Raw genomic sequence first — 19,562 nt, forward strand, 5'->3', positions numbered from 1 at the left:
TTATGAAAAATATCCTGTATTTATTATAGCATATTTTGTAGTCAATCTTTTTCTCTTCTCTAAAGAAAAAACACACTTTTTTTGAGAAATAAAATTCAAGGACTGGAGATGATAGACCAGTCCTTGAAAACTTATTGTTTCGATTAAGCTTTGACTTCGATGATCGCATCACCCTTCGCAACAGATCCAGTTGCAACAGGTGTGACAGAAGCATAGTCAGCTGTGTTAGTGACGATCACCATAGTTGTGTCTTCCAGACCAGCTGCGGCAATTTTCGCTGCATCAAATGTACCAAGGACATCACCAGCTTTCACTTTATCACCTTGAGCTACTTTTTGATCAAATCCTTCACCGTTCATTGATACGGTATCAATCCCAACGTGGATCAAGATTTCAGCACCATTAGCGGTCTTCAAACCGTAAGCGTGACCAGTTGCAAAAGCAATGGTTACTTCAGCATCAGCTGGTGCATAGACAACGCCTTCAGTTGGTTTGATGGCAATTCCTTGTCCCATCGCTCCACTTGAGAAGACAGGATCATTCACATCAGACAAAGCAACAGCTTGACCAACGATCGGAGAGATAATGGTTTCGTCTTGAAGAGATGCTGGAAGAGCTCCAGTTGTTTCTTCTTCAATAATAGCTTCTGCTTCTTTGTCCTCTGCAGGAACTGATGAAGCTTCATCTTCATAACCAAACATATAAGTCAAACCGAAACTTAGGGCAGTTGTAAATACAACCATAAATACATATTTCAATAATTGACCGTTTAGATAGAGAAGCGTTCCTGGAATAATTGTAATACCAAATCCTGTACCAGCAAGATTTAACATAGATGCAATCCAACCACCTACTGCACCTGCTCCCAAAGCAATAACGAATGGTTTCACATAACGCAAGTTTACACCAAAGATTGCAGGCTCAGTAATACCTAACAAGGCAGAGATAGTTGCAGGAAATGCTAGAGCTTTCACTTTTTGAGATTTAGATTTCACTGCCACTGCTAAAGTAGCTCCAGCTTGTGCAGTCATAGCCGCTGTAATAATTGCATTAAATGGATCTTTTTTATCTGCAGTAATTAATTGTGATTCAAGAAGATTAAAGATATGATGGACGCCGGTAACGACAATCAACTGATGAACGCCACCAATAAGAAGACCTGCAAGACCAAATGGTAAATTCAAAATAAACTTAGTTACATTTAGTACATATTCTTCGATACTGTGGAAGAATGGACCAATAATAAACAAAGCGAGGAATGACATGATTGTCAATGTGAATAATGGAACCAATAACAAATCTAAGACATCTGGAATTTTCTTATGGAGCCACTTTTCAAGTTTCGCACCAATTAGACCAACGAAGAAAGCGGGAAGAACTGAGTTCTGGAATCCAACCACATGATGGAAGATACCAAAGTATGTTGCTGCTTTAGAAGGATCTTCCGCTACAACCCACGCATTTGGAAGTGTCGGACTAACCATCATCAAACCAATTACAATCCCAAGAACAGGATTTCCTCCGAATACTCGGAATGCAGACCATGAAATCAAGGCTGGGAAGAAGGCAAACGCGGTATCAGTTAAAATTGTTGAATAGGTATAAAAATCAGTAGATTTAAATGCATCTGCTGTTGTGCCAAACAAAGCCAAAACCTGGTCTTGAGCAATGGCACCACGAATCCCCATAAACAATCCAGTCGCAACAATTGCTGGTAGAATTGGAACAAAAACGTCTCCAAAGGTACGGATCGCGCGTTGGAACCAGTTTCCTTGTTTAGCGGCTTCTGCTTTCATTTCATCTTTTGATGATGTTGGTAAGCCAAGAGCTACTACTTCATCATAGATCTTGTTTACAGTACCAGTACCAAAGATGATTTGGTATTGACCTGAGTTAAAGAAAGCACCTTGTACTTTTTCAATGTTCTCAACAACATCTTTGTTGATTTTTGATTCATCTTTTACCATCACGCGAAGACGAGTCGCACAGTGAGCAACACTGCTAACGTTCTCAACCCCACCGATTGCATCGATGACCTGCTTTGCAATTTCTGTATTTGACATTTTGCAAAAATCTCCTTATTTTTTGTAATGTAAACGGTTAAATCGTTTCTACGTTTTTAATTGTACCACGTATTGAAAATATGTCAAGCGTTTTGCAGGATTTTTTTGAAACTTTTTTGGACTTTTTGACACCTTTTGACAGTATGAAACTATTTTCATTTTAAAACAGGCCTGTACTACGCTTTTTAGCACTTTAAATCAGACTTTTATTTTCATTTTCTTTCATATTTTCATAAATTTTCAACTTCTCCTCTTTTCTTCAGGCTGCAAAATAGCTGTCAATCGTTTGACATTTTTTGCCATTTTTTTCATTTATCGCTTGCATTTTTAATAGGAAATCGGTACTATGGAAGTAAGAAAAAATTCGGAGGAATAAAATGGAATGGACAACTGAACGTCGTTACAGACGTTACGAAGACTGGACAAAAGAGGAAAAGCAAGCCATCCAAGATCATATGGCCAAATCTCCTTGGCATACACACTATCATGTTGAGCCAAAAGCTGGTCTCTTAAATGATCCTAACGGTTTTTCCTACTTTGATGGAAAATGGATCTTGTTTTACCAAAATTTCCCATTTGGTGCAGCCCATGGGTTAAAATCATGGGTACAAACAGAAAGTGAAGACTTGGTTCATTTCAAAGAAACTGGTGTAACGCTTCTTCCAGACACAGATCTGGATAGCCATGGAGCTTATTCCGGATCAGCCATGCAGTTTGGTGACAAACTATTCTTATTCTACACCGGAAATGTTCGTGATGCAGAATGGGTTCGTCATCCTTACCAAGTCGGTGCTTTGATGGATAAAGACGGCAAGATTGAAAAAATTGACAAAATCTTGATTGATCAACCGGCTGACTCTACGGATCACTTTCGTGATCCACAGATTTTTAATTTCAAAGGTCAATTCTATGCTATCGTTGGTGGTCAAGACCTTGAGAAGAAAGGATTCATCCGTCTCTATAAGGCTGTAGATAACGACTATTCCAACTGGGTTGCAGTCGGTGACTTGGATTTTGCAAACGATCGGACAGCTTATATGATGGAATGTCCCAACCTAGTCTTTGTAGGAGACCAACCCGTTCTCCTCTACTGCCCTCAAGGCTTAGATAAATCCGTTCTCGATTATGACAATATCTATCCAAATATGTACAAGATCGGGGCAAGCTTTGACCCAGAAAAGGCCAAAATGATTGATGTATCTGAATTGCATAATCTTGACTATGGTTTTGAAGCATATGCCACTCAAGGATTTAATGCACCCGATGGACGTGCCTATGCTGTTAGCTGGCTAGGTCTTCCAGACGTTTCTTATCCAACGGATTCCTATGACTACCAAGGTGCTCTCTCACTGGTCAAAGAATTAACCATCAAAGATGGCAAGCTCTACCAATACCCAGTTGAAGCGATCAAGGACTTGCGCGCTAAGAGTGAAGAATTTGCCAACAAGGCTCAAAGCAAGAACTGCTATGAATTGGAATTGCAGTTTGAAAAAGATAGCCAGAACGAAATCGTCCTCTTTGCCGATGCAGAAGGGAAGGGCTTAGCTCTCACATTTGATCTGGCTAAGGGATTGGTCACAGTGGATCGTAGCCAGGCTGGTGAGCAATATGCCCAAGAATTCGGTACGAGCCGTAGCTGCCCAATCGCTAACCAAGCCACAACCGCTAATATTTTCATTGACAATTCGATATTTGAAATCTTTATCAATAAAGGAGAAAAAGTATTTTCTGGTCGGGTCTACCCACATGCGGATCAAAATGGAATCTTGATCAAGTCTGGAACCCCTACTGGAACTTACTACGAACTTGATTATGGTCGCAAAGCTAACTGATGTCGCCAAACTCGCCGGTGTCAGCCCTACTACTGTCTCACGGGTTATCAATAAAAAAGGATACCTGTCTGAAAAAACGATCCAAAAAGTCCAAGAAGCCATGCGAGAATTGGGCTATAAACCTAACAATGTTGCTCGTAGCCTCCAAGGAAAATCAGCCAAGTTAGTTGGCTTGATTTTTCCCAACATCAGCAATGTTTTCTATGCTGAATTAATCGACAAACTAGAGCACCAACTCTTTAAACACGGCTATAAAACCATCATCTGCAATAGTGAACACGACTCTGAAAAAGAGCGCGAATATATTGAGATGTTGGAGGCCAACCAGGTAGATGGCATCATTTCAGGAAGTCATAATTTGGGCATTGAAGATTACAACCGGGTAACTGCTCCTATCATTGCTTTTGACCGCAACCTCTCCCCAGAAATTCCGGTTGTCTCCTCAGACAACTACGCTGGCGGGGTGCTTGCAGCAGAAACTTTAGCAAAAACTGGAGCCCGAAATATTATCATGATCACAGGTAATGACAACTCCAACTCCCCAACAGGCTTGCGTCATGCGGGATTTGCATCGGTTCTACCTGAGTCCATGATCATTAATGTTTCCAGTGATTTCTCCCCTATTCGCAAAGAAATGGAAATCAAACAGATTTTAATCCACCACAAACCAGATGCCATTTTTGCCTCCGATGATTTGACGGCGATCTTGATCATGAAAGTCGCTAGAGAATTAGATATTCAGATTCCTCAGGATTTGAAAGTGATTGGTTATGATGGAACCCAGTTCATCGAAACCTATACACCTGAACTGACAACCATCCAACAACCCCTCGAAGACATTGCTATCCTCATGGTGGATCTTTTACTCCAAAAGATCGAAGGAAAAAAAGTAGCGACTACCGGTTATTTCTTGCCCGTTAGTCTCCACTCTGGAAAAAGTGTCTAAAAGCAATATCCCCTCAGTAGAAACCGTGGGGATATTTTTTACCAAAAAAAGAGCCTGTAGGCTCTTTTTACTTATTCTTCTGTCACAAATTGACTGAGGACACCGTTGACAAATCGTGAAGAGGTTTCATCCGAAAAGGCCTTGGCCAATTCCACCGCTTCATTGACTGCGACGATCTGTGGTGTATCAAACTCTGTTATTTCATAAATTCCCAGACGAAGGATGTTTTTCTCTACCAAGGTCAAGCGCTCAACAGTCCAGCCGGTTTTCAAATGTTGACCGATTTGTTGGTCCAGTTGATCTTTGGATTGGTAGACGCCCGTCACGAGATTCATGAGAAAGGCAGGAAGATCGACTTCTTTGTCTTCTGCTAGGTCCTTATCATGTAGATAAGCAAAGCGACAAGCTTCAACAATGTCTCCATCGTATTCCAAGGCCATCAAGGCTTGGAAGGCGCGCTCGCGCAAATCTCGACGTGATTCTAATAAAATTTCATCAGTCATTGAGGAAGTCCTCATTAAACAAATCTTTCAAGTCTGGTTTTGGAGATTTTTCCGTTGCGATCCCAACAACGTGAATGTTGACAGCATCCAAGGTTACATCTGCCATATCATAAACTGCTGACTTGACCGCTTTTTGAATGGCTACAGCGACAGATGGTACAGCCACTCCATATTCTAAATAGAGATAGATGTCTACTGAAACTTGACCATCTTCTTCCGTATGAAGGTAGACGCCACGTCCAAGCGAACGTTTGGATAAGCTATCTGAAACACTCTTGTTTTCAAGCGAATAGACACCCTCTACTTTTGCTGTCGCAATCGCAATAATTTTTTCTAATACACGTGGTGCAATAACGATGTCACCAAATTGTTCAGTTGCCATAGAAGTTCCTTTCTATTTGACACCCTGAGATGTCTCTTATGCACGAGAAACGTAAGTTCCTTCAGTAGTGTTAATGACCAATTTTTGTCCAGCTTCGATGAAGTCAGGAACGTTTACGACCAAACCAGTTTCCATTGTAGCAGGTTTACCAGAACCAGTCACTGTAGCACCTTTGATAGATGGTTGAGTTTCTGCAACAGTCAATTCAACAGTTGTAGGAACTGTTACACCGATGACTTCGCTTCCGTAGAATTGAATTTTTACTTCTGAGTTTTCAAGGATGTAAAGCAATTCCTGTTCTACATTCACAACTGGAATTTCATATTGGTCATATGTTTCAGTGTTCATGAAGTAGGCTGTATCATCCATTTTGTACAAGTATTGAGCTGGAACAGTTTCGATAATCGCTTGTTCAAATTTTTCTTCTGGACGGTAGCTTGTATCAAATGTTGAACCAGTACGGACATCACGCAATTTCATACGCATGATAGTGTTTCCTTTACCTGGTTTGTGGTGGCTAGCTTCCAAAACGCGGATCAATTTTCCATCAGCTGTTTCAAAAGTCATACCAGCTTTCAATTTACTTGCTTCGATCATGTTTTATTACCTCTTTTTTAAAAATAGATTACTCTTTATTGTAACACACTATTTGATTTTTCTCAAACAGCAATTACCTCTTTTGGAGAAGAAAGGATTGCTATGGATCGCCCTTGATCCATCCACATCCAAATTACCCCTTGCTTCTTTCGTGTTTTGTTCTGTTAGTTCCTATACCAAAATGGATAGGGCTCCAAATAAGATGTCTGGGAGAAGAATTCCTCTACAATTCATTTCATAGTCTTCTCTTCACATCTCTGTTTAAACAGAAGTTAAGAGAAACGTATATTTTATAGGACAATCAATTCTTTAGGAGCAAGGGTCAAGACTTCACAGCCTATTTCTGTGATCAAGAGGTCATCTTCGATCCGCACACCAGAGAGACCTTCGATATAAATACCTGGCTCATCTGTTAAGACCATCCCTGCTTGAATCGCTTCTTTAGACGTTTGGCTGAAGTATGGTTCTTCGTGGATATCTAGCCCAATCCCATGACCGATTCCATGAGTAAAGTATTGACCATAGCCGGCTGCCACGATCACATCACGTGGGATTTTATCAAAATCACGGAAGCCAAGTCCATCTTTAGCAGCATCAATCAAGACTTGATTGGCTTTCAAAACGGTTTCGTAAATTTCTCTTTCCTTGTCGCTGACATGTCCTGCATAGATAGTCCGTGTCATATCGCTGACATAGTGGTTATACAAGCAACCAAAATCAAGGGTCAAAGCATCTCCTGCTGAAATCACCCGATCACTTGGAGTCGCGTGAGGCATGGCAGAGCGTTCACCAGCTGCCGAGATAATATCAAAAGATACACCAGAAGCTCCCAACTCCCGCATTCTAAAATCGAGGAAAGTCGCTGCTTCCAACTCTGTCGTTTTCCCTACCTTGATATAATCCAAAATATCACGGAAGGCTTGGTCAGAGATGCTACAAGCTTTTTTAATGGCCGCAATCTCTGTTTCATCCTTAATCAAGCGCAATTCCATGACAAAATTCGCTAGGGATTGAAGGCTAATCCCACTGAAAACAGAAGCCATACGGGCATGGTAGGCTACCGTCACTTCGTCCTCAAAACCAAGTTCTTTGATGCCAAGGTCCTTAACGATCTCTGCAGCTGCAGTCAACTCATCGCGGGTCTCCACAATCTCTACAAAGGGGAAACAAGTCGCATGGGCATGGATGGTGTAGCGCGAATCTGTAAAGAGTACCACGCGTTCTTCTGTCACCAAAGCGGTCCCGTTTGAACCCCAGAAATTGGTCAAATAATAAACATTTTTCAAATTGTTAATCAATACCGCTTTGAGGTTTTGGGCTTTCATTTTGTTTCTTAAGTTGCTGATCCGTTGATTCATTGTAATTTTCCTTTCAAATATTGTCCTGTGTAGCTAGCAGGATTTGCTGCTACTTCTTCTGGTGTTCCGGTCGCAATAATGGTTCCACCACCGACACCACCTTCTGGTCCTAAATCGATGATATGGTCTGCTGTCTTAATGACATCCAAATTGTGCTCAATCACAAGGACCGTATTGCCATCATCCACAAACCGCTCTAAGACTTTGATCAAGCGAGAAATGTCTTCGGTATGGAGTCCGGTCGTTGGTTCATCCAAGATATAGAAGGATTTTCCTGTAGAGCGCTTGTGCAATTCAGAAGCCAACTTCATCCGTTGCGCCTCCCCACCTGAAAGAGTAGTCGCTGGTTGGCCTAGTGTTACATAGCCCAAGCCCACATCTTGGATGGTCTTGAGTTTGCGTTCAATTTTTGGAATGTGCTTGAAGAATTCAACTGCCTTGTTGACCGTCATATCCAGCACTTCTGCAATATTTTTTTCCTTGTAGTGGACTTCGAGGGTCTCACTATTGTAACGACGTCCATGGCAGACCTCACAAGGAACGAAGACATCTGGCAAGAAGTGCATTTCAATCTTGATGATCCCATCTCCTGAGCAGGCTTCACAACGCCCGCCCTTGACATTGAAACTAAAGCGGCCTTTTTTATAGCCCCGAATTTTGGCTTCATTGGTCTGAGCAAAGAGATCGCGAATGTCATCGAAGACGCCTGTATAGGTCGCTGGATTAGAACGAGGAGTCCGACCAATCGGGCTTTGATCAATGTCGATCAAGCGATCGATATGCTCAATCCCCTGAATCGTCTTGTATTTCCCTGGTTTTTCCGAATTGCGGTTGAGCTTTTGAGCGATGGCTTTTTTCAAGATGCCATTGATCAAGGTTGATTTTCCAGAACCGGAAACTCCAGTGACTGCGATAAATTTGCCCAGAGGAAAGCGCGCTGTGATGTCTTGTAAGTTATTCTCACTGGCTCCTGTTATTTCAATATAGCGACCATTCCCCGAACGGCGCGCTGTCGGAACCGGAATCTTGCGCTTGCCGGACAAATACTGGCCAGTGATGGATTTGCTGTTGCGAGCCACCTGCTTTGGAGTTCCTGCTGCAACGATCTCTCCACCAAAGACACCGGCACCTGGGCCGACGTCGATCAGGTAGTCTGCCTCTCTCATGGTATCTTCATCATGTTCGACGACGATCAAGGTGTTGCCTAAATCGCGCATCTTCTTGAGACTGGCAATCAGGCGGTCATTGTCCCTTTGATGGAGGCCGATAGACGGCTCATCCAAGATGTAAAGGACACCAGAGAGGTTGGAACCGATCTGGGTTGCCAGGCGAATGCGCTGGCTTTCTCCACCTGATAAGGTCCCAGCCGATCGTGACAGGGTCAAGTAATTGAGCCCCACATTGTTTAAGAAGGTCAAGCGATCCTTAATCTCTTTTAGGATCGGTCTTGCAATCGTGGCTTCATTGTCCGTTAAGACCAGCTGGTCCAAGGCTTTTAAGTGGTCCGCAATCGATAAATCCGACACTTCCCCGATATGCATCCCCTTCTCCCCACCAACACGAACAGAAAGAGCCTGGTCATTGAGGCGGTAGCCATGGCAGGTCGCACAGGTCAATTCGTTCATATAAGAACGCATTTGGTTGCGGGTAAAATCGCTATTGGTCTCACGGAAACGACGGTGAATGTTATTTACGACCCCTTCAAAAGGAATCTCGATATCCCGAACCCCGCCAAACTCATTTTCATAGTGGAAGTGGAATTCCTTCCCGTTTGAACCATAGAGGACCAAGTCCTTTTCTTCTTGAGAAAGATCGGAAAAAGGTCGGTCCATATCAACGCCAAAATGGATCATGGCCTGCTCCAACATCTGTGGATAGTAGTTGGAAGAGATCGGATTCCAAGGAGCAAGTGCTCCTTCGCGAAGGGTTAAGCGATCATCTGGCACCACCAAATCCAAGTCCACCTCTAGCTTAATGCCCAGCCCATCACAGTCTGGACAAGATCCAAAAGGCGCATTGAAAGAAAAGAGGCGGGGTTCTAACTCAGGAACGGTAAAGCCACAGACTGGACAAGCATAATGCTCAGAAAAGAGCAATTCCTTGCCATCCATGGTATCAATCACCACATAACCATCCGCAATCCGAAGAGCTGCTTCAATCGAATCAAAGAGCCGCGAGCGGATGCCCTCTTTGATCACGATTCGGTCCACCACCACTTCAATCGTGTGCTGCTTGCTTTTAGACAGTTCTGGAACCTCTGTCACATCATAGATCTCACCATCGACCCGCACCCGGACATAGCCGTCTTTTTGGACTTTTTCAATGATATTCTTGTGCTGGCCTTTTTTCTTGCGAATAATAGGAGCTAGAATTTGCAGGCGTTGGCGCTCTGGTAATTCCAAGACTTGATCGACAATTTGCTCAACCGAAGAAGCTGTAATCGCTCCATGCCCATTGATACAATAAGGCATCCCTACACGCGCATAGAGCAAGCGCAGGTAGTCATTGATCTCTGTTGCCGTCCCCACTGTAGAACGGGGGTTTTTACTGGTCGTTTTTTGGTCGATGGAAATAGCTGGACTCAAGCCGTCAATGGAGTCCACATCTGGTTTTTCCATATTTCCCAAGAACTGCCGGGCATAGGCCGATAAGCTCTCCACGTAGCGGCGCTGGCCTTCTGCATAGAGAGTATCAAAGGCCAGACTGGACTTTCCAGAACCAGACAAACCCGTCACCACGACCAATTTGTCCCGTGGAATTTCCACGTCTATATTTTTTAAATTATGGGCGCGTGCCCCATGAATGACAATTTTATCTTGCATGTTCTTACTCTAATCACCTTTTTGTTAACCTCCATTATAACAAATTTTTTAGTATTCTTTTATCCAAAACCGTCCTTTTTCTGATATAATGTTAAGGTGTAAAAAAACAAGGGGAGGCACCATGAAACAGGTCTTTTTATCGACAACGACTGAATTTAAGGAAATAGAGACGCTGGAACCCGGTAGCTGGATCAACCTTGTTAACCCTTCTCAAAGTGAATCGATGGAAATCGCCTCTGCTTTTAATATCGATATTGCAGACTTGCGAGCCCCTCTCGATGCGGAAGAAATGTCCCGTATGACCATCGAAGATGAGTATACCTTGATTATCGTCGACGTTCCCATCAAGGAAGAGCGGAACAATCAGACCTACTACGTGACCATTCCGCTAGGGATTATCCTGACAGAAGAGGCTATTATCACGACTTGCTTGGAGAAATTGCCGCTTCTAGATATCTTTATCAACCGACGCTTGCGCAATTTCTATACCTTTATGCGGTCACGCTTTATCTTTCAGATCCTCTATCGCAACGCTGAACTCTACTTGTCAGCGCTTCGTACCTTGGATCGCAAAAGCGAGCAGATTGAAAGCCAATTGCACAAATCAACGCGTAATGAAGAGCTGATTGAGTTGATGGAGTTGGAAAAAACCATCGTCTACTTTAAGGCCTCTCTGAAAACCAATGAGCGCGTGATCAAGAAATTGACCAGTGCCACCAGTAACATCAAGAAATACCTAGAAGACGAGGATCTGTTGGAAGATACCTTGATCGAAACCCAGCAGGCCATCGAGATGGCAGATATTTATGGAAATATCCTGCACTCCATGACCGATACCTTCGCATCGATCATCTCCAACAACCAGAACAACATCATGAAGACCCTGGCCCTCGTCACCATTGTCATGTCCATTCCGACCATGATCTTTTCGGCCTACGGGATGAACTTCAAGGACAATGAGCTTCCGCTCAATGGCGAACCCCATGCCTTCTGGCTGATTATTTTCATCGCCTTTGCCCTGACCGGGTCTCTCGTCGTCTACCTCATCCATAAAAAATGGTTCTAACACCTACTAATAACACTAAGGAGTATTTATGTCTCAATTTGATTTGAATCAACTAAGCAAGAAAAATCAAGAATTCGTTCGCATCGCCAAACACCAATTGCTTGAAAACGGGAAATCAGAGGAAGAAGCAGAAAGCCTCATCCAAGAAATTCTTCCAGCTATCCATGAAAACCAAGGAAAAGGAATTCCGGCACGGACCCTTTTTGGAGCTCCAACTGTATGGGCGAATTCTTTCAGCGAGAAAGAACGCTATGAAAAAGAGCATCCGAAATTAAACGATGCTCCCTCTCTCATGATTTTGGATTCCTTCCTCTTTATCTTTGGTGTTTTTGCTGCGATTAGCGCCTTTATGAACTTGGTCGCACCGCGTCGTACTGGCTATGGGTTGATCACCTTGATTCTTGGAAGTTTGACAGGGGCCCTGCTCTTGTATCTCATGTACTACTTCTTCTATCAGTATATGGATGGCACCAAAGATCGCAGCGAGCGTCCCTCTCTTTGGAAATCCATGCCGATTCTTGTTGGAGTCATGTTCCTTTGGGTCATTGTCTTGTCCTTTACTTCCCTACTCCCACAGGTTCTCAACCCAACTATTCCAGATGTCCTTGCCATCGTTTTAGGAGCTTTAGCACTTGTCCTTCGCTTCTACCTCAAGAAACGCTTTAATATTAAAAGTTCGAGCACAGCACCCGCAACTCGTCGCTAAAAAGAAACGGATGAAGTTTTCATCCGTTTTTGTTTTACTGTATTTCCCTGTTCAATCTTTTTGAAAAATAGAGGACTAAGTCATCATTGTTTTCACAAGAACTGTAAGGGGCTAAGGGGTGATCACTAAACCAAACCCCAGATCCATCTGGGATATAGCCCCGTTTGACATACAGTCTTTGAGCTGGGCCATAACCCGAGTGTAAACCAACCCCTAAAGTAACAATCTCTGATAGTAGCCGGACTCTTTTTTCTGCCTCCTCTAAGAGTTGATTCCCAATCCCTCGATTTCTAAATGGTTCAAAAACATTAAAATCAGATAGTTCAGGATAGACTCCCACGAAAGGGCCGTGCTTGGCAGCAGGCAATATAGTGATATAGCCTGCCACAAATCCATCCGACTCAGCTACTAATACGTCCCTCTCTCTATTCTCCTGCTCTTGAAAATAGCTAGTCAAGATATCCTCTCTACCTGGCCACCCTTGGTGGATAAAGGCTTGAGAGATGTGCTCAATATCTGCCTTTATCATCCTCCTGATGATTACACCTTCCTTCATGTTGCGCTCCTTGATACCTTTCTCCCCATCATTATAGCATAATTAGAGCTTGGGAAAGGTCAAAGAGCTTCACACGGACCTAACTCACTATCATATTTCTATGCTCGCAAAAAAGATCCAAAAGGGTCTGAAAAAGAGGTCCACTGGACCTCAACTCGCTCTTACATTTCTAGGCTCGTGAAAAAAGATCCGTTAGGGTCTTAATTCGCTCTCTTGTCTTCAAGCTCATGAAAAAAAGACCCTAACGGGTCTTTTTTTTAATCTTCGTTTACGAAAGGCATCAAAGCCATTACGCGAGCGCGTTTGATAGCTGTTGTTACTTTACGTTGGTTCTTCGCTGAAGTTCCAGTTACACGACGAGGAAGGATTTTCCCACGTTCTGAAACGAAACGGCTAAGAAGCTCAGTATCTTTGTAATCGACATATTCGATTTTGTTTGCTGCGATGTAATCAACTTTTTTACGGCGTTTGAATCCGCCACGACGTTGTTGAGCCATGTTTAATTCTCCTTTATAGTTTTAATTCGTTAAACCCATTCTTAGAATGGAAGATCGTCGTCTGAGATATCCATTGGATTAGCTCCAAATGGATTTTCTTCACGACCAAAGTTTGGCGCTACATTGCTTGGTTCAGATCCACCAAAGCTTGGGGTTGCATTTCCAGCAAAACCACCATTACCTGATGAATAACCACCACCTGCATGCCCTTCGCGTGCTGCACGGCTTTCCAATAGTTGGAAGCTGTCTGCTACGACTTCAGTGACATAAACACGTTGACCTTGCTGGTTTTCGTAATTACGTGTTTGAATGCGACCGGTAATCCCAATCAAAGCACCTTTCTTAGCCCAGTTGGCTAAGTTTTCTGCTTGCTGACGCCAGATCACACAGTTGATGAAATCGGCTTCGCGCTCTCCATTTTGACTCTTGAAGTTGCGGTTGACAGCTAGGCTGAAAGTAGCAACTGCTTGATTGCTTGGAGTGTAGCGAAGTTCAGCATCACGGGTCATACGACCGACAAGTACAACATTGTTAATCATAAGTCACCTCTGATGATTTCTTACGCGTCAACTTTTACGATCATGTGACGAAGAATGTCTCCGTTGATTTTTGAAAGACGGTCGAACTCGTTAAGAGCTACAGCGTCGTTCGCTTCAACGTTTACGATGTGGTAAAGTCCTTCACGGAAATCTTGGATTTCGTATGCAAGACGACGTTTTTCCCAATCTTTTGATTCAACAACAGTTGCACCGTTGTCAGTCAAGATAGAATCGAAACGTGCTACCAAAGCGTTTTTAGCTTCTTCTTCAATGTTTGGACGAATAATATAAAGAATTTCGTATTTAGCCATTGATAATGTTCCTCCTTTTGGACTAATGACCCCCTGTCTTTGCAAGGGGTAAGTGAGGTTTACTCACAAGAAACTATTATACCAGACTTTTCGAACAAAGGCAAGAATTATCTTTAGGATTTAAAAAATGATTCTGGACGTTCGCTTCTAAAGGAAAGAAATGCCCTAAAAAGTGACATTTTATAGTAGAAACTATTCCCACTCTTCCTCGCCTTTCCTTAAAGAAAACTGATATCAGTTAGCTTTAAGCTTAAGTCTTTATACTAGCTACAACAAATCTCAAGAAACGAGGAACGATTATGAATTATCTTATCATCCCCGCCTATCAACCGGATCTGAATCTTGTCAAACTAGTTCGCTTGGTCCACGCTAAAAGCGATCTCCACATCATCGTGGTCGACGATGGGAGTGATGCTGACAAGAAAATGATCTTTGACAAATTAGAAGGTCTTGCGACAGTTCTAACTCATGAGCACAACCAAGGAAAAGGGCAAGCTCTCAAGACTGCTTATGCCTACATCCTAGAAAGAGGCACCTATGGAAGCATTGTTACAGCTGATGCAGACGGTCAGCACAAAATTTGGGATATTTTCAGGGTTGTTAACCAATCTCAAGAGCATCCTGGAACACTTATTCTAGGAGCACGCGCCTTCTCTGGAAAAGTTCCTTTGCGTTCTGCTTTCGGGAATAAATTGACCCGCTTCTTGTTCAAGCAACAAACAGGGGTGGCGGTCAGCGATACCCAAACAGGCTTACGGGCTTTCACTACGAATCTCTTGCCTTTCATGCTTGAGGTTGACGGACAGCGTTATGAATATGAAATGAATGTTCTCCTTGCAGCAAGCAAGTCCTTCCCCATCGTGGAAGTTCCCATCGAGACGGTCTACATCAATGACAACGAAGGCTCCCACTTCCGACCTATCCGAGATGGCCTCATGATCTACAAGGACATGTTCAAGTTTGCCCTCTCCTCTCTGAGTAGTTTTATCGTTGACTATCTGGTCTACGCCTTCTTCCTTTTCGTGATGATGGCCGTGCCCATTAGTCTACGTATTCTCCTAGCCAATGGGATCGCTCGTGTGACGAGTTCCATCTTTAACTACTCAACCAATAAGCACTTGGTCTTTAAGAATAAAGACAGTGTCGCTAAAACTGGAAGTGGCTACTTTGGTCTAGCTCTTGGCCTCTTTATTCTCGATACGCTCTTGATTCGACTCTTCTATACTGCTTTCGGGCTCAATCTCCTGATCAGTAAGATTGTCGTTGGCTTCCTCCTCTTTCTGGTCTCATGGGTGATCCAGAAAAAAGTGATCTTCAAAGAAAGGACTGCTCCCCACCATGAAATTCTTTAAAAAATCCTACACTTATGCTGCCTGCTTTGGCCTTCTTTTGACCAGCAGTTTTAGCTACTCGATGCTCAAGACCTTTGTCTTATCCGATGCCATCCAAACCGTAAAAGCTACGACTACGGACACCAAGGCAGCCAAAAAGCACCATCGGCTACAACGACGGATACTAGCTATTCAGATGACAATATCCAGGTGAGCCTAACAGAAAAAACGATTGAAAATACCCAGGTTTACATTGCAGATATCACAGTCAGCTCATCTGACTACCTCAAAACAGCCTTTGCACAAAACACTTACGGAACCAACGTGACTGCTAAGACCTCTGTCACGGCTGCCAACAACAGTGCCATTCTAGCAGTGAATGGTGACTATTACGGAGCTAACAGTACAGGATACGTCATCCGAAATGGAGTGGTCTACCGCGATACCGTTCGGGAAGATTCAAGCAATGGTGATCTGGCCATTTACAAGGATGGATCCTTCAAAATCATCTATGAAGATGAGATCTCTGCGGATCAATTGGTCAAAGACGGGGTCGTCAATCTCCTCGCTTTTGGTCCTTCCTTAGTTGAAAATGGAGAAATTACTGTCGATACCAACTCAGAGGTCGGGCAATCTATGGCATCAAATCCACGGACAGCTATTGGGATCATCGATGAAAACCACTACATTATCGTCGTGTCAGATGGACGGACTTCAGAAAGTGAAGGCCTGTCTCTCTACCAATTAGCAGAAGTGATGAAGTCTTATGGCGTTAAAACAGCCTACAACCTGGACGGGGGTGGATCTTCTACCCTTTACTTCAATGGCCAAGTTATTAATAAACCAACAACAAATGGTACTATTTCAGAAAGGGCGGTGAGTGACATTGTCTACATCGGTTACTAATCCTATTAAACAACGGTTGAAAAAAACGATTCTCTGGTATACTCTGATTTCAGCTTTCTTCTTTGTCGGAAGTCGCATCTACGAACACTTTAGTTTTGGCGAAACCTCTGCCTTCATGCACTACCTATTCTTGATTCCTTTGATCGGTGGCGCCCTACTAGTGCTTCTACAGTTGATAGTGAAAGGCTTCTCTCGCCTGAGTCTCAATCTTTGGAATTCAGGAGTGGCTACGCTCACAGCTGGGGCCCTCTACCGAGGGATTGTCAACCTCTCTGGTCGATCTACTACAATGGATCAACCCTATTATTACCTTGGAGTTGCCTTTCTAGCACTAGCTCTGATCAGCCTCTTCTTTGTCCGCAGTGTCTGGGTGGAGAAAACAGCCTAAGATCAAAAACGTCCGTTTCTATAAAGAAACCGACGTTTTAGTTTGAAGTCAAAGTTTTTAATATGACTTAGTCTTAAATCTGAAAAGCCGGATTGCTCCGGCTCTTTTTCTTATTTATTTACATTTTCCCATTTCCAGTTTTGAACTTCTGGAATATCGTCTCCGTTTTCACGGATGTAGTCATGGTGGAAGGCGATTGTTTCATCCATCTTCGCCGCAAATGCGCTTGTCGCTTCTCCAAGAGTCGCATTAGTCGCATCTTGTGCCAAGTGGAAGCGATCCAACTCAGACATCACACGCATATCAAATGGTGTGGTGATATCCCCGTTTTCACGGTAACCATGCACGCGCAAGTTATGGTTGTGACGGTTGAAGAAGATATCACGGATCATGCCTTCGTAACCATGGAAGGCAAAGATGACTGGTTTATCAGTTGTGAAGACTTTGTCAAATTCTTCATCTGAAAGTCCACGCTCATCAACGGATGGGTGACGCAATTTAAGGATATCTACCACATTGACAAAGCGGATCTTCAATTCTGGGAAGGCTTTATGCAAGATTGTGATGGTCGCAAGAGCTTCTAAGTTTGGCTCTGTACCTGTACCTGCAATGACAAGATCTGGCTCTTCATCTGCTGAAACAGTTGATGCCCAATCGATCACCTTGTATCCTTCACGAACCAATTCTTCTGCTTCATCAGCTGAGTAGAATTGAGGACGTGGGTGTTTTGAAGAAACGATCAAGTTGATCATATCTTCTGCCTTGAAGGCTTCATCCATCACTGCAAGCAAGCTATTGGTATCTGCTGGCAAGTACTCACGGATATATTCAGGAGTTTTCTCAGCCAAGTGAGTCAAGATACCCGGATCTTGGTGAGTGTAACCATTGTGGTCTTGTTGGAAGACAGTTGAAGTTGCAATCAAGTTCAAGGCTGGGTAGTTTTTACGCCATGTTGTATGGGTCTTAGACTTACGCAACCATTTGAAGTGTTGAGTGATCATAGAATCCACAACACGAAGGAAGGATTCGTAAGAAGCGAAGAATCCATGACGACCTGTCAAAACATATCCTTCAAGCATTCCTTCTGCTTGGTGCTCTGACAATTGAGAGTCAATGACACGACCAGCAGGGCTCAAGGCTTCATCGTAGTCTGGTTTCATACGTCCTAACCATTGACGGTTTGTACGAGTGAAAACTTCTTGAAGACGGTTTGATTTGGTTTCGTCTGGACCAAAGATACGGAAGTTATCTGGGTTCGCATCTACCAAGTCTGCCGCATACTTACCAAATTCGATCATGTCTTGAGCCATGATTTCACCTGGTGTGTTGAATTGAAGGGCATGTTTCTTCCAATCAGCTGTGTTCATTGGTTTGATCACATCAGCATTTGTGATTGGGTTCATCGCCATGCGACGGTCACCTTTTGGTGCAATTTCAGCAATTTCAGGAACTAGTTTACCAGTTTCGTCGAACAATTCAGCTGGACGGTAAGATTCCAACCATGAAAGAAGGGCATCGACATGCTCCATGTGGTGAGCATCTACTGGGATTGGAACTTGGTGCGCACGGAATCCACCCTCGATTGGTGTTCCTTCCCATGCTTTTGGACCAGTCCAACCTTTAGGGATACGAGCAATCAAGACAGGGTATACTGGTTGAGTTGCTTCTTCAGCAGAACCTTTACGAGCTTCTGCTTGGACTTTCTTGATTTCTTCAATTGCTTCGTCCAATTTTTCAGCGAATAAAGCGTGGGCAGCTTCGTGGTCTTCTGAAATTGCAGTGACATTCGCAAAGATTGGTTTCCAACCAAGACCTTCAAAGAAGAGGGCCAATTCTTCGTCTGTTTTGCGTTCGAAGATCGTTGGGTTGTGGATCTTCCCACCATTGAGGTAGAAGATTGGAAGGATAGCCCCATCGTTGACTGGGTTCAAGAAAGTATTTGACAACCAACCAGCCATCAATGGACCTGTTTCTCCTTCACCGTCACCGATAACTGTGGCAGCAATCACATCTGGATTATCCAATACAGCACCTGCAGCGTGAGAAAGGGCATAACCAAGTTCTCCACCTTCGTGGATAGATCCTGGTGTTTCAGGCGCAGCGTGAGAAGCGATTCCTCCTGGGAATGAGAAGATCTTACACAAGTGTTTGAAGCCTTCTTCATTTTGTGGGATGTTTGGATTTAATTCAGTATAAGAACCATCTAAGTATGAGTTCGATACCATTACTTGCCCACCGTGACCTGGTCCTTCAATGTAGAACATATCCAAGTCGTATTTGTTGATGGCACGGTTCAAGTGAGCATAGATAAAGTTTTGCCCTGGTACAGTTCCCCAGTGTCCGATTGGGTGAGCTTTCAAGTCATTTTCAACGACTTCGCGCTTCAACAATGGGTTATCTTTCAAGTACATTTGAGCAACTGAAATGTAGTTGGTCGCACGCCACCAAGCGTCTACTTTATCCAAGTAAGCTTTGCTGTTATAATCGACAGTCATCTTGTCTCCTCACAATTTCTAGACAGGTCTGTTGAACAACCTGTTCGTTTGATGAATAATTTAAACAATCTGTTTTCCAGTCAAACAGATGATATTGAAGAAAATATTCAATATTACTTCTATTCTATCAAGAATTTCCCTTTTTGTACATTAGAAAGTAAGAAAAATATTCTTTGAACGTCAAATTTTAATTTTCTACTAAAGTGGTCCTATTCCCTACAGGGATAGGTTTTTAAAAAAAAAGACTTTGCTGATTTTTGCAAA

General features: G+C 43.2%; 17 protein-coding genes and 1 pseudogene. 7 read left to right on the plus strand and 11 right to left on the minus strand.

Annotated elements, in window-relative coordinates:
- Nucleotides 1-143 precede the first annotated feature (143 nt).
- A complete protein-coding gene (locus AB4X21_RS08330) occupies nucleotides 144-2,063 on the minus strand; it encodes a sucrose-specific PTS transporter subunit IIBC (protein WP_003008594.1) in 1,920 nt (639 codons plus the stop codon).
- A gap of 377 nt (nucleotides 2,064-2,440) precedes the next feature.
- Here AB4X21_RS08330 and AB4X21_RS08335 point away from each other — a divergent pair, with 377 nt between their 5' ends.
- Nucleotides 2,441-3,895, plus strand: a complete 1,455-nt coding sequence (locus tag AB4X21_RS08335; protein ID WP_369087796.1) for a sucrose-6-phosphate hydrolase — start codon at nucleotides 2,441-2,443, stop codon at nucleotides 3,893-3,895.
- Nucleotides 3,876-4,841, plus strand: a complete 966-nt coding sequence (locus tag AB4X21_RS08340) for a LacI family DNA-binding transcriptional regulator (protein WP_369087797.1) — start codon at nucleotides 3,876-3,878, stop codon at nucleotides 4,839-4,841. Before AB4X21_RS08335 ends, AB4X21_RS08340 begins: the two co-directional genes overlap by 20 nt.
- 71 nt (nucleotides 4,842-4,912) lie before the next feature.
- Here AB4X21_RS08340 and nusB read toward each other — a convergent pair whose 3' ends face one another.
- The 5 genes from nusB to uvrA all read right to left on the minus strand — a co-directional run bounded on the left by nusB (nucleotide 4,913) and on the right by uvrA (nucleotide 10,503).
- A complete protein-coding gene (gene nusB, locus AB4X21_RS08345; RefSeq protein WP_003013313.1) occupies nucleotides 4,913-5,344 on the minus strand; it encodes a transcription antitermination factor NusB in 432 nt (143 codons plus the stop codon).
- The gene (locus AB4X21_RS08350; RefSeq protein WP_003005404.1) at nucleotides 5,337-5,726 is read right to left on the minus strand and encodes an Asp23/Gls24 family envelope stress response protein; all 390 of its coding nucleotides are present in this window, start codon (nucleotides 5,724-5,726) and stop codon (nucleotides 5,337-5,339) included. Before AB4X21_RS08350 ends, nusB begins: the two co-directional genes overlap by 8 nt.
- 36 nt (nucleotides 5,727-5,762) lie before the next feature.
- Nucleotides 5,763-6,323: an elongation factor P gene (efp, locus tag AB4X21_RS08355; RefSeq protein ID WP_003005479.1), complete on the minus strand. Its 561-nt coding sequence runs from the start codon at nucleotides 6,321-6,323 to the stop codon at nucleotides 5,763-5,765.
- Nucleotides 6,324-6,613: 290 nt separating this feature from the next.
- Nucleotides 6,614-7,681, minus strand: a complete 1,068-nt coding sequence (locus AB4X21_RS08360; protein ID WP_369087798.1) for a M24 family metallopeptidase — start codon at nucleotides 7,679-7,681, stop codon at nucleotides 6,614-6,616.
- The gene (gene uvrA, locus AB4X21_RS08365) at nucleotides 7,678-10,503 is read right to left on the minus strand and encodes an excinuclease ABC subunit UvrA (protein WP_369087799.1); all 2,826 of its coding nucleotides are present in this window, start codon (nucleotides 10,501-10,503) and stop codon (nucleotides 7,678-7,680) included. Before uvrA ends, AB4X21_RS08360 begins: the two co-directional genes overlap by 4 nt.
- Nucleotides 10,504-10,624: 121 nt before the next feature.
- On the opposite strand from uvrA, the gene AB4X21_RS08370 reads away from it, so the two are divergent.
- Together AB4X21_RS08370 and AB4X21_RS08375 are read left to right on the plus strand one after the other, a co-directional pair.
- Nucleotides 10,625-11,569: a magnesium transporter CorA family protein gene (locus AB4X21_RS08370; RefSeq protein ID WP_003005422.1), complete on the plus strand. Its 945-nt coding sequence runs from the start codon at nucleotides 10,625-10,627 to the stop codon at nucleotides 11,567-11,569.
- A gap of 28 nt (nucleotides 11,570-11,597) precedes the next feature.
- Nucleotides 11,598-12,275 (plus strand): DUF1129 domain-containing protein, encoded by a 678-nt coding sequence (locus AB4X21_RS08375; RefSeq protein WP_369087800.1) that lies wholly within the window; start codon nucleotides 11,598-11,600, stop codon nucleotides 12,273-12,275.
- Nucleotides 12,276-12,309: 34 nt separating this feature from the next.
- Here AB4X21_RS08375 and AB4X21_RS08380 read toward each other — a convergent pair whose 3' ends face one another.
- From AB4X21_RS08380 to rpsF, 4 genes are all read right to left on the minus strand, one after another.
- Nucleotides 12,310-12,831: a GNAT family N-acetyltransferase gene (locus AB4X21_RS08380; RefSeq protein WP_023919016.1), complete on the minus strand. Its 522-nt coding sequence runs from the start codon at nucleotides 12,829-12,831 to the stop codon at nucleotides 12,310-12,312.
- 257 nt (nucleotides 12,832-13,088) lie between these two features.
- Nucleotides 13,089-13,328, minus strand: a complete 240-nt coding sequence (rpsR, locus tag AB4X21_RS08385) for a 30S ribosomal protein S18 (protein WP_000068664.1) — start codon at nucleotides 13,326-13,328, stop codon at nucleotides 13,089-13,091.
- A 41-nt stretch (nucleotides 13,329-13,369) separates the two neighbouring features.
- On the minus strand, nucleotides 13,370-13,867 hold the full coding sequence (locus AB4X21_RS08390; RefSeq protein ID WP_049486245.1) for a single-stranded DNA-binding protein: 498 nt from the start codon (nucleotides 13,865-13,867) through the stop codon (nucleotides 13,370-13,372).
- Between the two features lie 20 nt (nucleotides 13,868-13,887).
- Nucleotides 13,888-14,178, minus strand: coding sequence for a 30S ribosomal protein S6 (gene rpsF / locus AB4X21_RS08395; protein WP_003005040.1), 291 nt, complete (start codon nucleotides 14,176-14,178; stop codon nucleotides 13,888-13,890).
- A 299-nt stretch (nucleotides 14,179-14,477) separates the two neighbouring features.
- Here rpsF and AB4X21_RS08400 point away from each other — a divergent pair, with 299 nt between their 5' ends.
- The 3 genes and pseudogenes from AB4X21_RS08400 to AB4X21_RS08410 all read left to right on the plus strand — a co-directional run bounded on the left by AB4X21_RS08400 (nucleotide 14,478) and on the right by AB4X21_RS08410 (nucleotide 16,803).
- Nucleotides 14,478-15,530 carry a bifunctional glycosyltransferase family 2/GtrA family protein gene (locus AB4X21_RS08400; protein ID WP_155172488.1) on the plus strand — a complete coding sequence of 351 codons (1,053 nt, stop codon included), beginning with the start codon at nucleotides 14,478-14,480 and terminating at the stop codon, nucleotides 15,528-15,530.
- Nucleotides 15,517-16,415: pseudogene (locus AB4X21_RS08405) on the plus strand (phosphodiester glycosidase family protein). The gene AB4X21_RS08400 and the pseudogene AB4X21_RS08405 overlap by 14 nt, the downstream one beginning before the upstream one ends.
- Nucleotides 16,396-16,803 carry a hypothetical protein gene (locus AB4X21_RS08410; RefSeq protein ID WP_369088375.1) on the plus strand — a complete coding sequence of 136 codons (408 nt, stop codon included), beginning with the start codon at nucleotides 16,396-16,398 and terminating at the stop codon, nucleotides 16,801-16,803. Before AB4X21_RS08405 ends, AB4X21_RS08410 begins: the two are co-directional and overlap by 20 nt.
- A 110-nt stretch (nucleotides 16,804-16,913) precedes the next feature.
- On the opposite strand, the gene AB4X21_RS08415 is transcribed toward AB4X21_RS08410, so the two are convergent.
- The gene (locus AB4X21_RS08415) at nucleotides 16,914-19,298 is read right to left on the minus strand and encodes a phosphoketolase (RefSeq protein WP_369087801.1); all 2,385 of its coding nucleotides are present in this window, start codon (nucleotides 19,296-19,298) and stop codon (nucleotides 16,914-16,916) included.
- Nucleotides 19,299-19,562 lie beyond the last annotated feature (264 nt).

The organism is Streptococcus sp. CP1998, from assembly GCF_041026655.1.
In the GTDB taxonomy this organism is placed as follows: domain Bacteria; phylum Bacillota; class Bacilli; order Lactobacillales; family Streptococcaceae; genus Streptococcus; species Streptococcus dentalis.

What these genes read in the sequence shown, in the direction of transcription:
- AB4X21_RS08330 (WP_003008594.1), bottom strand. Translation starts at nt 2,063, where the DNA reads ATGTCAAATACAGAAATTGCAAAGCAGGTCATCGATGCAATCGGTGGG.
- AB4X21_RS08335 (WP_369087796.1), top strand. Translation starts at nt 2,441, where the DNA reads ATGGAATGGACAACTGAACGTCGTTACAGACGTTACGAAGACTGGACA.
- AB4X21_RS08340 (WP_369087797.1), top strand. Translation starts at nt 3,876, where the DNA reads ATGGTCGCAAAGCTAACTGATGTCGCCAAACTCGCCGGTGTCAGCCCT.
- nusB (WP_003013313.1), bottom strand. Translation starts at nt 5,344, where the DNA reads ATGACTGATGAAATTTTATTAGAATCACGTCGAGATTTGCGCGAGCGC.
- AB4X21_RS08350 (WP_003005404.1), bottom strand. Translation starts at nt 5,726, where the DNA reads ATGGCAACTGAACAATTTGGTGACATCGTTATTGCACCACGTGTATTA.
- efp (WP_003005479.1), bottom strand. Translation starts at nt 6,323, where the DNA reads ATGATCGAAGCAAGTAAATTGAAAGCTGGTATGACTTTTGAAACAGCT.
- AB4X21_RS08360 (WP_369087798.1), bottom strand. Translation starts at nt 7,681, where the DNA reads ATGAATCAACGGATCAGCAACTTAAGAAACAAAATGAAAGCCCAAAAC.
- uvrA (WP_369087799.1), bottom strand. Translation starts at nt 10,503, where the DNA reads ATGCAAGATAAAATTGTCATTCATGGGGCACGCGCCCATAATTTAAAA.
- AB4X21_RS08370 (WP_003005422.1), top strand. Translation starts at nt 10,625, where the DNA reads ATGAAACAGGTCTTTTTATCGACAACGACTGAATTTAAGGAAATAGAG.
- AB4X21_RS08375 (WP_369087800.1), top strand. Translation starts at nt 11,598, where the DNA reads ATGTCTCAATTTGATTTGAATCAACTAAGCAAGAAAAATCAAGAATTC.
- AB4X21_RS08380 (WP_023919016.1), bottom strand. Translation starts at nt 12,831, where the DNA reads ATGAAGGAAGGTGTAATCATCAGGAGGATGATAAAGGCAGATATTGAG.
- rpsR (WP_000068664.1), bottom strand. Translation starts at nt 13,328, where the DNA reads ATGGCTCAACAACGTCGTGGCGGATTCAAACGCCGTAAAAAAGTTGAT.
- AB4X21_RS08390 (WP_049486245.1), bottom strand. Translation starts at nt 13,867, where the DNA reads ATGATTAACAATGTTGTACTTGTCGGTCGTATGACCCGTGATGCTGAA.
- rpsF (WP_003005040.1), bottom strand. Translation starts at nt 14,178, where the DNA reads ATGGCTAAATACGAAATTCTTTATATTATTCGTCCAAACATTGAAGAA.
- AB4X21_RS08400 (WP_155172488.1), top strand. Translation starts at nt 14,478, where the DNA reads ATGAATTATCTTATCATCCCCGCCTATCAACCGGATCTGAATCTTGTC.
- AB4X21_RS08415 (WP_369087801.1), bottom strand. Translation starts at nt 19,298, where the DNA reads ATGACTGTCGATTATAACAGCAAAGCTTACTTGGATAAAGTAGACGCT.